The following is a 14,873-nucleotide window of genomic DNA, read 5'->3' as shown; positions in this document are numbered from 1 at the left end:
CGTCGGGAAAGGGGTCAGCCTGCGGCCGTGCCGGCCAGCGCGGCGTGCACGCGGCCTTGCCCCGGCACGTCGTCGACGTGCAAGACCGCCGGCTCGGTGGCGCCGCCACCGTGGTGACGGCGGAACGCGTCGATGCGCTCGCGCGCGAGCCGGTACGGGCCGCAGTGCAGATTGGCAGCGCTGAAGCCGTACTTGACCAACCCCGCCAGATGGGTGCGCGCGTCCTCCGGCTTCACGTAGCCGAGCGTGGTCGGATAGCCGTACTTGGCCGACAGCAGGCTCGAGAAGATGCAGCCGGTGATGTGGTGCGCGTTGTCGTCGTCGACCGGGTACTGCAGCGCCCATTCGAACTGTTCGGGCACATAGATGCGGTGGCGGATCACGTCGGGCGCCCGCAGCGCGCCACCTTCGGTGAACAGGATGTCGCCGGCGCTTTCGAAGCGGGCGATGGCGCGTGAGGCGTCGAAACAATGCGGGTCGGAATCGTCGACGATCAAGGTGCCCGGCCGCACCCGGTCGATGTCGAGCACGTTGGGCGCATTGGTGGCGCCCACCACGGTGGTGGCCGCATACACCTCGTCCGGGCAGACGCGTTGCGAGGCGACGAAGCGCAGCTCACCCTGGTAGCCGAGGTCGTCGCGGATCTCCCGCATCAGCGCCTCGATGTCCGCGCGCTTGCCGTAGACGTCGCACAGCGTCAGGCGCTTCGGGTGTTCGAGCGCGCTCAGCATCAGACGCAAGGTGGAGGTGCCGACCGACCCCAGGCCGATGAAGCAGAGATCTTCCTCGGCCAGGCGCCGGCCCGATTCGTCGAGCAGCCGCTTCAGGGCCAGCAGCACCGACGACGTGGTGGTGGCGTGCCCTGTCGTCATCACCGGCAGGCCCGGCTCGCTGCGGATGGCGCGGCCGTAGTCGGTGGCCGACGGGATCAAGCCGGTCAGCGACACCGCCTTGGCGCCCAGCATCGCCGAGATGCGCAGGCTCTGCTGCACCAGGCGGACGATGTCCTGGCTCTCGGCATAGATCTGCCCGTAGGTGCGCGGCAAGGTGAGGGTGGCGATGCGCCCGATCGACAGCTCGCGCACGTTGGTCAGCATCGGCAGGTCGCCGCAGAACTTGTGCGTGATGTCGCTCAAGGCATAGCCGTTGCCGATCACCCGGTCGCTCAGACAGGTGATCGAGACGGCGTCGACCGGTGCCTCTTCGCCGGCAGCGAACAGGTTGAGCAGCGCACGCCGGTCGAGCGTCAGCCAGTCGGCCGGGGTCTGCAGCAGTTCGACCTTACGCTGGGTGGAACGTGAACGCTCGGCGAGCTTGGCGATCAAGCGGCTGCGCACCTCGGGGCTGAGCTGGTCGATCTGCTGCTGGCGGTCGGCGGTCTGGGTCATGTAGTTTCCTTCTGGACGGTCGTGTCGGCCGTGGCGGTGTCCAGGCCTTGTGGTGATGCGTGGCGGTAATGCAGGGCTTCGAGCAGCGAGAGGCTGTCGAGCACGTCGTCGGTCTCGACGCCGAAGTCGACCAGGCAGGCGATCTCGTTGACGCCGATCTCGGACAGCTCGTTGAGCAGCCGCTGGCACTTGTCTTGCGGCCCCAGCAGCGAGGCCTGCTCGAAATAGCGTTCGAACGCGAACTCGAGGAAGGCGTCCTTGTTGGCCAGCACGTCCTTCTGGATGGTCTCGTCGACCATCACGTCGTATTGACGGATGTAGTCCTCGAGGTAGCCCTTGAGCGGTCCGCGTACCTTCTCCTTGGCGCGTTTGCGGTCGTTGTCGACATAGGTGTGCAGCATCACCGACACGGTGCCGCCTTCGGCTGCATGGCCGGCCGCCGCGCGGGCTTGGCGGTAGGCCGCGATGTTCTGACCCAGCTTGCTGACCGACGGGCCCAGCATGCACAGCACGTTGGCGCCGATCTCGCCGGCCTTCTCCCAGCCGGTGGGGGAACTGCAGGTCAACCAATAGCGCAGCTCGGGCTGGATCGGCCGCGGGTAGGTGACGATCTCGACGGTCTCGCCGTCGACCCCCGGCAGGCCGACCCGCTCGCCCCGCCACAAGCGGCGCACCGTCTCGATGCCGCTGCCCATCGCGTCACGGCGTGCGGCATAGGCCTCGGGCCGCAGTGCAAAGTCGGTCTTGTGCCAGCCGCTGGCGAACGCCATCGCGACCCGGCCGTTGGACAGGTTGTCGACCACGCTCCATTCCTCGGCGATGCGGATCGGGTTGTGCAACGGCAGCACCACGCTGCCGGCGCGGATCTCGATGCGGCTGGTGCGTGCCGCGAGCGCAGCGCCGAGCACGGCCGGGTTGGGGTAGAGGCCGCCGAAGGGCGAGAAATGGCGCTCGGGTGTCCAGATGGCGCGAAAGCCGTGGGCATCGCCGAACTCGGCGCAGCGCAACAGCAGGTCGTATTTGTGGTCCGAGCCGCTGGTGCCGTCGGCCGAGAAGAAGAACAGCGTGAACTCGAGCGGCTTGCCGTTGGACGGCGTGCGTGGCTTGGCCGAGGCCAGCTGGCTCTTCAGGCGCGCCAGTTGCTCGGGTGTCAGCGATGCGAGCCTGTCTTTCAGATCGTTCATGACGACTCCTGGGCGTGAGGTCGGCTCTGCCTACCGCACATGGCAGGCAGGCAAAGACCGGGAGTGGGAAGGCGGTGGAGGGCGCGCGTCGTTCAGGACTGCTGCAACAGGCGCAGCGCTTCCTCTTCCGGCAGATCGCCAAGCTCTTCGAGCAAGGCGCTCAACTCGCCGTCGTCGACATCGCTCAGCAGCTTGCTCTCGACCAGCGCGGACAGGTCGTTGACGGTGGCGGCGTGCAGCAATTCAGACAAATGAAGCTCGCAGCCGAAGGCGCTGTTGACACGGCTGACGATCTGCAAGGCCCACAGCGAGTTGCCGCCCAGGTCGAAGAAGTTGTCGTCCAGGCCCACCTGGTCGACCCCCAACACCTGGCGCCAGATGTCGCGGATCACACCCCGCACGTCTTTCGGATCGGTCGCGTTGGTCGGGTCGGGGGTTGCTGCGGCATCCACGTTCGCTACTCCTTGGGGTCCTGCGAGAGAGGGTTGGTCCGGTGCGCCCGCGGCACCGAGGTAGAGCACGCTGCCGTCCGCGGCGATGGCCGGCAGCGAGCGGGCAAGTTCGGGCAGTGCGTCGGGTGTGAGCGGCCGTCGCAACACCAGCCAAACGACGTGGTGCCAACCCAGCGCCTGCAGCGCGTCCCGCGCACCGCGCAGGCGGTCCAGCCGTTCGGGCGCGGCGGGGCCGGGTTCGTCGACGAGCAGCCAGACGTCGCGCGACACACCGGCGTCCGAGGGCGCCGGCCAGCTGCGCGGTGCGGCGTCGGCGAGGCGCGCCAGATGCAATCGCGGCAGGTCGGCATCCTGTGCGTCGGTGAAGTCGGCGTGCAGGCTTTGCTGCCAGGCCTCGGGCCAGCCCACGAGATGGCCGAGCCTGCTGACGGAGGCGCCGGGCACCGCGCCGGCCTCCTGCAACGCGAGCAGAAACGCCTGGCCTTCGAGCAGCAAAAGGGGGACGGCCGCCTTCGCTGCCTGGCCGTGTCGTGGCAGCGCCTCTTGATTGGCGCGCAGTTCGAAGTTGGCGACGATGGCAGGGGCCGCAGCGGGAGAGGGCGCACAGGCCAGCGCCAGCAAGGCCGCCTCGACCGGATGCGGGTCATGCTGCAAGACCGCGGCCGCAGGGGTCTCGGGTGCTGCCAGCAGGGGCAGCCCTCGAGCGGCCAGGGTGCGGAAGAGATCGGCCGGCAGTGCGTGCGCGTCGAAGGGGGTGGCAGCATCATCCTGACTGGCGGCCGGGTCGCGCAGCAGCGGCTGCAACGTCACCTTCTGAAGCGCAGGTGCGGCCAGGGGGGCCTGGCCCGAGGGCGTCTCTGAGCGCCGCGGGTTCGCCTCGACCCAATGGCGTTGCCGTTCGAACTGGTAGCCCGGCAACGGCACCTGACGTGCGTCGGGATGCGGCGGGTTGCAGGCGGCAAGGTCCAATTCGACGCCGCGGGCCCACAACTCGCCGGCTGCCTGCAAAAACGCCGACACGGCCGCCGAGGGGCTCTCTTGCAAACGGGTCGGATGCGGCTGCGAGGCGATGGCCACGGTCTTCGGCAGTTCCGTGCGCGCCAGCCCGGTCAGCGTGGTGCCCGCGCCGACCTCGACCAGGCAGTCGACACCCATCGAGGCCAGGTACGCCAGGCCACGTTCGAACTGGACCGTGGAGCGCAGCTGGCGCGACCAGTATTGCGGCGAGCGGGCCTGGTCGTCGCGCAGCAGCTCGCCGGTCAGGTTGGAAATCACCGGCAGCCGCGGCGCCGACAGTGGCACCGAGCCGACCACGTCGGCAAACCGCTGCGCGGCCTCTTCCATCGCCGCGGTGTGGAAGGCGTGCGAGGTGTGCAGCCGGCGCGTGCCGATGCCGCGCGAGGTGAGGGCGGCTTGCATCGATTCGATCGCGCCGGTCTCGGCGCCGACCACACAGGCCGCCTTGCCGTTGATGACGGCCAGCTCGACCGACGCCGGCAGCAGCGGTGCCAGCTCGGCCGCCGGCAGTAGCACGGCCAGCATCGCACCGTGCGGTGCGGCCTGCATCAAACGGCCGCGTTCGCACACCAGCCGCACGCCGTCCTCCAGCGAGAACACGCCGGCCACACAGGCGGCGACGAGTTCACCCACGCTGTGGCCCAGCAATGCCTCGGGCTGCACCCCCAGCGACTGCCAGGCCGCCGCGAGCGCGTAGCTGGTCGCGAACAGGGCGGGCTGTGCACGGTCGGTGCGGGTCAGGGCTGCGTCGTCGGCATGCTGGAGCAGGTCGAGCAGGTCGAAGCCGGCATGCTGGCGCACCAGCGCGGCGGCGCGATCGAGCGCGTCACGATAGGCGGGCAAGCGGTCGCGCAACGCGAGCGTCATGCCCCGGTGCTGCGAACCTTGGCCCGGGAACAGGAAAGCCGTGCGCGGCCGGCTCACCGAGGCTGCGGCGGGCAGCGGCAGCGCCTGCCAGCGCGAGGCCAGCGTGGTGGCACGGTCGGCCACCACGAAGGTGCGCCATGGCAGATGAGCCCGGCTGAGGCGCAAGGTGAACCCGAGGTCGTCGAGGGCCCCGGGCGGCAGCGTGGTCACGGCAGCGGCGATGGCGGCGGCCGTGTCTGCCAAGGCCGCGGGGCTCTTGGCGGACAGCACGAACAGCCGCTCGCCGGTCGTTGTCGCCCGCGCAGCGGGACGCGGCAGGGGCGCCGGTGCTTGCTCGACGATCATGTGCACGTTGGTCCCACCGATGCCGAAGCTGCTGACCGCCGCACGTCGCGGCCCGTCGGCGGCCGGCCAGTCGATCGCCTTCAGCGGCACGCGAAACGGCGAGGTTTCGAGCTCGAGTTGCGGGTTGGGCTGGCGGTGGTTGGCCAGCGGCGGGATGTGTCCTTCGCGCACCGCCAAGGTCGCCTTGATCAGGCCGACGACGCCGGCCGCGGCCCCGAGATGCCCCACATTGGCCTTGGCCGAGCCGAGATGGCAATAGCCGCTGCGGGATGTGTGCTGACGCCATGCCTGCGTCAGTGCGCGGATCTCGATCGGGTCGCCCAGGCGCGTGCCGGTGCCGTGCGTCTCGACATAGCCGATCGTCTCGGGCGATACATCGGCCAGCGCCAGCGCGTCGGCGATCACGCGTGCCTGCCCGCTGACGCTGGGTGCCGTGTAGCCGACCTTGTCGGCGCCGTCGTTGTTGACCGCGCTGCCGAGGATCACCGCATGGATGAGGTTGCCGTCGCGGCGTGCATCGGACAGCCGCTTCAGCGCGACCAGGCCGACACCGGCACCATCGATGGTGCCGCCGGCGTCGTCACTGAAGGGGCGGCAGCGGCCGTCCGCCGACAAGAAGCCGCCGGGGACGTAGAGGTGGCCGTCGGGGCCGAAGGCCGGGATGGCGGCGCCGCCGGCCAGTGCCACGTCACATTCGAAGGACAGCAGGCTGTTGCAGGCCAGGTGCACCGCGAGCAAGGAGGTCGAGCAGGCGGTGTTGACGCTGATCGCCGGACCGCCGAGGTCGAGCTTGTACGCCAGCAGCGTCGCGGCGCTGTCCTTGCGGTTGATCATCTGCAGGTAGTCGGCGCCCAGCGCGTCGCAGTGGCGCTGGCTGGCCAGCAGGTGTTCATCGAGATAGCGGCTTTGCCGCAACCCGGCGAACAGGCCCGCGCGCTGCCGCTGCGTCGTCGACACGGCGCCGGCCTCTTCGAGCGCCCGCCAGGCACATTGCAGCAGCAAACGCAGCTGCGGATCGAGGGCTTCGGCCTCGATGTCGGTGTAGCCGAAGAACTTCGCATCGAAGCGGTCGCACGCCTTGAGCAGCGGGCGGCGCTTGATGAAATTGGGTTGCTTCAGCAGCGTTTCCGGCACGCCGGCGGCTTTCAGTTCGGCGTCCGAAAACTCCGTGCTGCAATCGCGCCCGGCGACGATGTGCTGCCAAAACGCCTCGACGTCTTCTGCCTGAGGAAAAACACCCTGGAGGCCTACGACAGCAATCCTGTCAAAAGCCTCAGGTGACAAAGAATCAGAAGAATGCAAACCAACCTCCGGACACCTGGATCTGTACTGTCGATGCCGGCAAGTCGGATCATCAACCCTGCGAAGTTTGAAACTGCAGGAGGCGACAACAAGTAAGACGTAGTAACTGTCCTACTGTTTTCATCTGTTCGTCATCGAATTTTGCGTGTGGGTATACAGCCCTTTTGCACCAAATTGGCGTGGTAAAGCGATGGGAGTGAGAGCGCCGTTATCGTGCTGCACAGCGGCCCACCGCGAGATTGCAGGCGGCTTGGCGGGCAGCGGCGGAACTGAGGCGCCACGCGGGCTGGCGCGGCGCAACGCACGGGAATGGTGCAATGCAACGCCATCACTCCGAATTCTCGGAGTGCACCCTCTCATGGGGGTGGCAGGCGGCTGTGCCGCTACTCTATATCTTGTCTTGTCAGCCGCTCATGGGGCCCCGAACAAAGTTGGGGCGAGGGCAAGACACATGCCGCTGGTCCCCCCGGGATCAGGGGTGGAGCGCGTGTGTTGTTTCTCTGGTTGAAAAGCTGGTTCAACAGAGGCGGGCAGTAAGTCCACGTATTGGGCCTGCCCGCTCTGGTGAATGCAAGACATTCCCCTTGTCATATTTGACAGGGGTGTGTGGCTGTTATTCGCGCAAAAACAAGCGGCTCGAGAGGCTTTCGGCATTGATGGCCGCGTCGGTAAAAGGGAGCCGCGGCCATTGTTTCTCGGCAAACAGCGTCAAGGCCTGGTTTGTCGTGGCCGCAGACGGGTCTGTGGTTTGACCGTAGACCAGCAGACCGTGGGCGATCGGCCCGGACGTGTCGAACCGGACGGTCTGCAGATAGCTGGTGCCGTACACCGGCTGGTAACCCGAGCGAGACAGCCGCGTCGTGGCGACGCTGTTCAGCACACCTTCATGGTCATCGCCGCCGTGTACCGGAATGCGTCCCCCGTGGGTGAGCGCGGCCTGCATCTCACCGAGGGGCGCATCGGGTGCGAAGCCGGCCGCAAGCATCGCTGCGTGGGCTTCCCTGAGCGCCCCGAGTAGCTGGTCGCGTCGCGCGGGCTCGGTCAGCGCAAGGCCACGCGGCGTGTGCACCGGGTCTGCTGCATCGAAGGGCACGCGGTAGAGCGAGGGCAGCGTGCGCACGCGCGACCACCACTCCTTGAACAGCGGCGCGCCGCGGCTGTTCGCGTCGTGGCGACGGTCCCAGCGGGCGAGCACGGCGGCAGCCGAGCGGACTTCGGCATCGGCCGCCTCGCTCGCGACGGCGAGCAGGTCGTCGAGCACCAGTTCTGCGGCCAGGCTGCGGTTCGACAACACCATGTCTTGCAACTGCCGGTCGTCGACCCGTCCTGGCGCGTGCCCGTCGCCACTTCGCAGCTGCCGGCCGATCTCCATCAGACCCATGCGCGTGCGCAGCCCTTGCGGCACGCCGGTGGGGCCCAGGATGGGCGCGAGCCCCGACAGCGGTTGCGCGGCATGGGTCAGCCAGTAGCTGTCGTTGCTGTTGGCCACGTAGTCGTCGCGCTCCGTGGCCGGCATCTCGGCCGGTGCGAACAGACCCGGCACGGGCGAGGCCGGGTCGACCCGCCAGGCGCATTCGCGCCGGGCGCCGTCCAACAGCACCAGCTTGGCGCTCTGGAACAGCTTGGCCGCCTCCGGCGGCGCGCAACGGCGCATGTGGGTCTCGCTCACGTTGGGCGCCGCGGAGATGTCGGCGTACAGCACCGCGCCGTGACGGTCGGCCGCGACCGTGTTGACCCAAGGGATGCCCAGATTGCCGAGCCCGGCGCGGACCTCGGCGACCGAGCGGGCGCGGTTGATGGCCAGCCAAGTGTCGAGCATGCGTGTGTTGAGCCGGTTGGCGTCGGCCACCGCATAGGCGTGCTGAGCGGTCCAAAGCAACCCGGCCGCCGGCATCACCAGCGTGGGCCCGTACTCGGTGGTGTGGAAGCGGCGTGTCTGGGTGCTCAGCGTTCCATCGGGGCCGCGCACCTCGACGCTGACCAGACGTTCCTGCATCTCGCGCACGGCGCCGTCGACGACATAGCGGGTCGGGTGGCCGGGGACCAGTTGCAGCGCATGCAAGGTGAAGCGCCGGGCTGTCGAAACGGTGTGGGTCCAGGCGACGTCACGATTGAACCCGATCGTGACGAGCGGAAGTTGCCCGAGCGACGCGCCCATCACGTCGAGCTGGCCGGGCACGGTCAGGTGCACCTGATAGAACCGATTGGTGGTGCCCCACGGAAAGTGCGGATTGGCCAGCAGCAGCCCTCGGCCATTGGCGCTGGTCGCCTTGCCGAAGGCCCAACCGTTGCTGCCGATGGGCGGCGCCAGCACGCTGGAGACGGTGTCGAGGGCGGCGAGGTCGAGCCTGGGCAGCGCAGTGGTCGGCTTGGCGCCCGGCTGCGGTGGGCTGGCGCTGGCGATCGCGAGTGCGAAGGTGCCGGCGCCCGCCTGGGTGGCCTTCTCTTCGTTCAACCGCAACAGGTCGGCCAAGGTCATGGGGCGCACCCATTCGGCCCCCCGGCAGGCTGCCGGCCGCTGTGCCTCGGGCGTGTCGCGCAGGTAGCGGTTGTAGCCGGCGGCATAACCGCGCAGCAATGCTTGCGCCTCGGCGCTGGACCGGGCAAAGCCGGCTGCCAGGCCGGCATCGTCCATCGTCAGGCGAAAGTAGAAGTCGCTGTCGAGGTTCTTCAGGGGGCGGAACGCGACGGTCGTGCTCGCGTCGGGCCCGAAGTGGCGCGAGCGCTCGCCGCGCACGGTGACGATCTGGTCGGCCAGCAGACACAGGTTGTCCTGCGCATAGGCATAGCCGAGCCCGTAGCCGAGGCTGGCGTAGTCGTCCGCCTTGACGTGCGGCACACCGTGCGTCGTGCGGCGCACCTCGACCGCATAACCGTTCGGCGCTGACGGCGTGGACGACAGGCCGCCGCACCCGACGAGGGTGGCGGCCGCCATGGCGGCATACAGACGATGGGCCGTGCGGGACGCGCCCGCAGCGCGCACAGGCGCAGGCAAGAGTAGGTGTAGGCAAGACATGAAGAGGACCGCGGACCAGGGTGGAGTTGATATCGCGACGCGGCGGCGTGATCCACCGCGGCGACGGCAACGTCCCCCGCGGTCTCGACCTCGTCGCTGTGTGACGTCGCTCTCTGAAACACGACTGCCATCGGGAGCGGCCCCAACCGGTTCGATGTCGGCAGACTCTGCGGTCGGCCCCTCCCTTGTGCGCGCCAGCGGCGCGGCGACGGATGATGCCAGCGGCCCCGTTCGGCGGCAATGTCGCCGCAGGGCTTTCGATCGTCCTGTTGACAGGACCTCGCGGCGACGGGTCGCCGAGGGCCTGGCAGGAGACGACCGGCAACCTCAGCCGGGAGCCTGGGCTTGCCGGCAGGGCACCTGGAGGATCTCGACTTCGTTGCCGTCGACACGTGCCGCGCTCAGCTGCCCGCCCCAGACGCAGCCGGTATCGAGTGCCAGCAGGTCGGGCCGTTGCACCAGGCCGAGGGTCGACCAGTGACCGAAAGCGATCGGCGTGCTGGCCGTGCGGCGGCCGGGAACGTCGAACCAGGGCAGATAACCCTCCGGTGCCCGTGCAGCGTCTTCCTTGGCGGCGAACTCGAGCACGCCGTCGGCGCTGCAGAACCGGATGCGGGTCAAGGTGTTGACGGCGTTGCGCAGCCGGTCGTGCCCTTGCAGGTCATCGCGCCAACGTGCCGGCTGGTTGCCGTACATCACCGCCAGGAAATCACCGAACTCGGCGCTGCGCAGCCGTTGCTCGACCTCGCCGGCCAGCTGCAGCGTCTGGGCCGCATCCCAGGCCGGTGCGACACCCGCGTGCACCATCAACCAGCCGTGCGCCTGCACGGCCAGCCGTTGGTGTCGCAGCCAGTGCAGCCAGTCGGCGCGGTCGGGCGCGTCGAGGATCGCTTGCAAGGTGTCGCGGCGATGGGGCGGGCGCACGCCGTGGGCGACCGCGAGCAGGTGCAGGTCGTGGTTGCCGAGCAAGCAGGTGGCGGCGTCCCCGAAACCATGCAGGCGGCGCAGCACGTCGAGTGAGCAGGGGCCGCGGTTGACCAGATCGCCGAGAGCGTATAGGCGGTCGCGGGAGGGGCTGAAGCCGATGGTGGCCAGCAAACGGTCGAGGGCATCGCAGCAGCCCTGCAGGTCGCCGATGAGGTAAATCATCGCGAGATTCTGCTACGCTGCGGACCATTCGTTGTATCCGACCCGCACCGTCGCCCTGAATGGACGTCGCTTTACTGATATTTCTCGTGCTGCTCAACGGCGCGTTCGCCATGTCCGAAATGGCGCTGACCGCCGCCCGCAAGACGCGCTTGCAGCTGATGGTGGACGACGGTGACGCGCTGGCCCGGGCGGCCATGGAGCTGCACGACGACCCGACCCGCTTCCTGTCGGTGGTGCAGATCGGCATCACGTCGATCGGCGTGCTCAACGGCATCGTCGGCGATGCCGCGTTTTCGCAACCGCTGAGCGCCTGGCTCACCGAGCGCTTCGAGATGACCGAGCGCCTCGCCGCGGTGATCTCCACCGCGCTGGTGGTGGTCATCATCACCTTCCTGACCATCATCTTCGGTGAGCTGGTGCCCAAGCGGCTCGGCCAGATGTACCCCGAAACGGTGGCGCGACTGGTGGCGCAGCCGATGAACTGGATGTCCCATGTCGGCAAACCGTTTGTCGTCGTGCTCTCGCTCGCGACACAAGGTGTGCTGCGGGTGCTGGGCATCAAGGAGGCCCCCGATCGCGCGGTGACCGAAGAGGAGATCGCGGCCAGCCTCGAAGAGGGGCTGGACGCCGGCGTCATCGAGGCGCACGAGCACCAGATGGTGCGCAACGTGTTCCGGCTCGACGAACGTCATGTGTCATCGATGATGATCCCGCGCGGCGAGATTGTCTGGCTCGATGCCTCGGCACCGCCCGAAGAAGCGCTGCGCGTGATCACCCAGACCGAGCATTCGCGCTACCCGGTGTGCCGCGGCGGTCTCGACGATGTCACCGGGGTGGTCACCGCGCGCCAGCTGCTGCAGCAACTGGCGCAGGGCACCGGCCTCAGCCTGACCACCGACCTGCAGCCGCCCGTCTTCGTGCCCGAGACGCTGACGGGCCTGGAACTGCTGGAAAGCTTCCGGGCCTCCGACATGCAGATGGTGTTCGTCGTCGACGAATACGGCGAGATCCAGGGCATGATCACGCTGCAGGACGTGCTCGAGGCCATCACCGGCGAGTTCCAGTCGGCCACCCGGCCCGAGGAAGCCTGGATGGTGCAACGCGAGGACGGCTCCTGGCTGATCGACGGCCTGATCCCCGTGCATGAGCTGAAAGACCGGCTGCACGTGCGCGAACTGCCCGACGAAGACCGGGGCCGCTACAACACGCTGGCCGGCATGGTCATCCTGCTGCTCGGGCGGCTGCCCGAAACCGCCGATGCGGTCGAGTGGCAGCAATGGCGTTTCGAGGTGGTCGACCTCGACGGTCGACGCATCGACAAAGTGCTCGCGACGCCGATCGAGGCCGACGACACGACCGACGACAAGCCGTCGACCTGACGTGGGGCTGCGTCAGCGCCCCGCTTCGCTGCCTTGCCCGCCGACCGCATCGACCGCGACCGACTTCACCATCACCCAGACCTCGCGGCCCGGTTGCAGGCCGAGCCGGTCGCGCGACTCCTGGGTGATCAGCGCGCGGACCTGCGTGGTGCCCAGCGCGACGGTCGTCTCGAGGTAAGGCCCGTGCACGTCGGCCAGCGACACGAGTTGGCCGTGCAGCTGGTTGCCGATGCTTAGCGCAGGCGAGGGTGCCAACGCCAGCGCAACGTCGCGTGAGCGCACCCTGGCCCGCACCGGGCTGCCGGGGGGCAGGTCGACCCGCGGCACGCGCAGCTCACCGTCGGCAAACCGCAGCGTGCTCAGCTGGTAGCGGTCGTCGTGCTGCGCGACCACGCAGGCCAGCACCACGCCCGATTCGAAGCGCCCGAGCAGGCGGGCGTGGGCCGGGCGTGACATGACCTCGGTCAACTCGCCGCTGTCGATGCTGCGGCCGCCCTCGACGATGACGATCTGCTGCGCCAGCCGCACGATCTCGTCGACCGAATGGCTCACATAGAGCACCGGCAGCGTGAACTCGTGGCACAGCCGTTCGATGTAGGGCAGCAGTTCGGCCTTGCGCGGCGCGTCCAGCGCGGCCAGGGGCTCGTCCATCAGCAACAAGCGGGGCTGGCGCAACAGGGCCCGCCCCAGCGCCACCCGCTGCCGCTCGCCGCCCGACAAGGTGTGCGGGCGGCGCTGCAACAGCGGCTCGATGCCCAACACGGCCACCACGCTGTCGAAGCCCACTGGCGCCGGTCCGTCGCGATGCCGCTTGAGGCCGTAACGCAGGTTGCCGGCGACGCTGAGATGGGGGAACAGGCGTGCATCCTGGAACACATAGCCGATGCCGCGCCGCTCGACCGGCACGTCGATGCCGCGCGTCGCGTCGAAGAACAGCCGGTCCTGCACGCGGATCACGCCGCTGTCGGGCCGCAGGAGGCCGGCGACGGCGTTGATCAAACTGGTCTTGCCCGAGCCGCTCGGGCCATAGATGGCGGTCACGCCGCGCGCCGGCAGGCACACCCGCACCTGCAGGCCCAGCGTGCCGAGCTGCTTGTCGAACGCCAACTCGATCATGCGCGTCCCAGCCAGCGTCGTGCACGCCGCTCCAACAGGCCCGAGACGAGCAGCGCGGCCAGCGCCAGCCCCATCGACAAGGCCACCAGGCGCAACGCGGTGCGGTCGCCGTCGGGGGTCTGCGTCGCGGTGTAGATGGCCAGCGGCAGCGTGCGCGTCTCGCCTTCGATGTTGGCGGCAAAGGTGATGGTGGCGCCGAACTCCCCGAGGCTCGCGGCGAAGGCCATCATGCCGCCGGACAGCAGGCCCGGCAGCAGCAGCGGCAGCGTCACGCTGACATGGGCGTCCCAGCGCGACGCGCCGAGCGTGCGGGCGGCCAGCTCGAGGCCCGGGTCGACCGCCTCGAGCGAGAGCCGGATGGCGCGCACCGCGAGCGGAAACGCCATCACGGCGGCAGCCAACACCGCACCCTCGGTTGTGAAGATCAACCGCAAGCCGAACACCTCGTAGAGCCAGCGGCCCAGCGGGGCCCGGGTGCCGAGCGAGATCAGCAGCAAATAGCCGATCACGACCGGCGGCAGCACCAGCGGGGCATGCACCAGCGCCTCCACCAGCGATTTGCCGGGAAACTGCACGCGCGACAGCAGCCAGGCGGTGGCCAGTGCCATCGGCAGGCACAGTGCCATGCTCGCCAACGCCACCTGCAGGCTCAGGCGCAGTGCCTCCCATTCGAGCGGGCTCAGCACGCCACCCCCTGCGCGCAAGGCTCCCCCGTCACGGGGGCGTCAGCACGGCAAAGCCGTGCTTGCGGAACACCGCGCTGGCCGGCGCGCTGCGCAGCCAGGCGAGCAGGCGGCGCGCGGCTTCACGCTCGACAGGCTCGCCCGTCGCGACCACCGCGGCGGGGTAGACGATCGGCGGGTGGCTCTCGGCCGGGAAGACGGCGGCCACGTGCACACCACGGGCCGCGGCGGCGTCGGTCGCATAGACAATCGCGGCCGGCACTTCGCCTCGTTCCACCAGCGCCAGCGCGGCGCGGACCGAATCGGTGCGGACCAGGCGCGGCTGGGCGACCGCCCAGCTGCCCAGCCAGGTGAGCGCCGCCTGCGCATACTTGCCGGCTGGTACATGGCTCGGGTCGCCGGTGGCGAGCCGGCCTTGCGGCCCGAGCAGCGCGCCCAGGTCGAAGCCGGGCGCGAGCGTCACGGTGCGAGGGCGGTCGGCAGGGGTCACCAGCACCAGGCGGTTGCCGAGCAGATCGGTGCGGGTCGCCGGCTCGATCAAGCGGCGCTCGGCCAGATAGTCCATCCACTGACGGTCTGCCGAGATGAACAGCTGGGCCTGCGCGCCGGCCTCGATCTGGCGCGCCAGCGTCGATGACGCCGCAAGCGAGAACCGCGGCACCTCACCGGTTGCCGCGCGGTAGCTGTGGCCGATCTCCCTCAGCGCGTCCGACAGGCTGGCGGCACCGAACACGGTCAGATCCGCCGCCGCCACGGTCGGCGCGGTGGCTGCAAAAGCGAACACGGCAAGCCAGTGGCGCAAGGTGCGCTGGATCATGAGGGCGCTCGCGGAGTGGGCGAAGCCGGCAGTCTACCGGAGCAGGTGCGGGCGCCCAGGTGGGCACAGCGCTTGCAGGCCAATGAGATCACAACAGCAGGACCGTCTTCATGGGGCCCACGACCCCGGAACGCGTCCCGTCCCGGAGACGCCGCCGC

Annotated in this window: 9 protein-coding genes; 1 reads left to right on the top strand and 8 read right to left on the bottom strand. The window is 69.1% G+C overall.

The features are described 5' to 3' along the window. Window positions 1-14: 14 nt before the first annotated feature. The 5 genes from AAW51_RS21170 to AAW51_RS21150 form a co-directional block, all read right to left on the bottom strand. Entirely contained in the window at window positions 15-1,388 is a 1,374-nt protein-coding gene (locus tag AAW51_RS21170; protein ID WP_053013827.1) for a hypothetical protein, read from the bottom strand. Then, window positions 1,385-2,572 carry a MupA/Atu3671 family FMN-dependent luciferase-like monooxygenase gene (locus AAW51_RS21165; protein WP_083438482.1) on the bottom strand — a complete coding sequence of 396 codons (1,188 nt, stop codon included), beginning with the start codon at window positions 2,570-2,572 and terminating at the stop codon, window positions 1,385-1,387. Before AAW51_RS21165 ends, AAW51_RS21170 begins: the two co-directional genes overlap by 4 nt. 92 nt (window positions 2,573-2,664) lie before the next feature. Further along, window positions 2,665-6,537 carry a type I polyketide synthase gene (locus AAW51_RS21160; protein ID WP_238947928.1) on the bottom strand — a complete coding sequence of 1,291 codons (3,873 nt, stop codon included), beginning with the start codon at window positions 6,535-6,537 and terminating at the stop codon, window positions 2,665-2,667. A 631-nt stretch (window positions 6,538-7,168) separates the two neighbouring features. Beyond that, the gene (locus tag AAW51_RS21155; protein ID WP_047196187.1) at window positions 7,169-9,490 is read right to left on the bottom strand and encodes an acylase; all 2,322 of its coding nucleotides are present in this window, start codon (window positions 9,488-9,490) and stop codon (window positions 7,169-7,171) included. A gap of 408 nt (window positions 9,491-9,898) precedes the next feature. After that, a complete protein-coding gene (locus AAW51_RS21150; RefSeq protein ID WP_047196186.1) occupies window positions 9,899-10,720 on the bottom strand; it encodes a symmetrical bis(5'-nucleosyl)-tetraphosphatase in 822 nt (273 codons plus the stop codon). A gap of 59 nt (window positions 10,721-10,779) precedes the next feature. Here AAW51_RS21150 and AAW51_RS21145 point away from each other — a divergent pair, with 59 nt between their 5' ends. After that, window positions 10,780-12,099 (top strand): hemolysin family protein, encoded by a 1,320-nt coding sequence (locus AAW51_RS21145; RefSeq protein WP_047196185.1) that lies wholly within the window; start codon window positions 10,780-10,782, stop codon window positions 12,097-12,099. 12 nt (window positions 12,100-12,111) lie between these two features. Here the strand turns inward: AAW51_RS21145 and modC are convergent, their stop codons facing one another. Genes modC through modA form a run of 3 tightly spaced genes read right to left on the bottom strand, consistent with a single transcriptional unit; the run spans window position 12,112 to window position 14,715 of the window. Next, window positions 12,112-13,215: a molybdenum ABC transporter ATP-binding protein gene (gene modC, locus AAW51_RS21140; protein WP_047196184.1), complete on the bottom strand. Its 1,104-nt coding sequence runs from the start codon at window positions 13,213-13,215 to the stop codon at window positions 12,112-12,114. After that, a complete protein-coding gene (gene modB / locus AAW51_RS21135) occupies window positions 13,212-13,901 on the bottom strand; it encodes a molybdate ABC transporter permease subunit (protein ID WP_047196183.1) in 690 nt (229 codons plus the stop codon). Before modB ends, modC begins: the two co-directional genes overlap by 4 nt. A gap of 28 nt (window positions 13,902-13,929) precedes the next feature. Then, a complete protein-coding gene (gene modA, locus AAW51_RS21130; RefSeq protein ID WP_047196182.1) occupies window positions 13,930-14,715 on the bottom strand; it encodes a molybdate ABC transporter substrate-binding protein in 786 nt (261 codons plus the stop codon). Between the last annotated feature and the right edge of the window lie 158 nt (window positions 14,716-14,873).

The organism is Caldimonas brevitalea (assembly GCF_001017435.1).
Classification (GTDB): domain Bacteria; phylum Pseudomonadota; class Gammaproteobacteria; order Burkholderiales; family Burkholderiaceae_C; genus Caldimonas; species Caldimonas brevitalea.
This window is presented reverse-complemented; position numbering and strand designations above follow the sequence as displayed.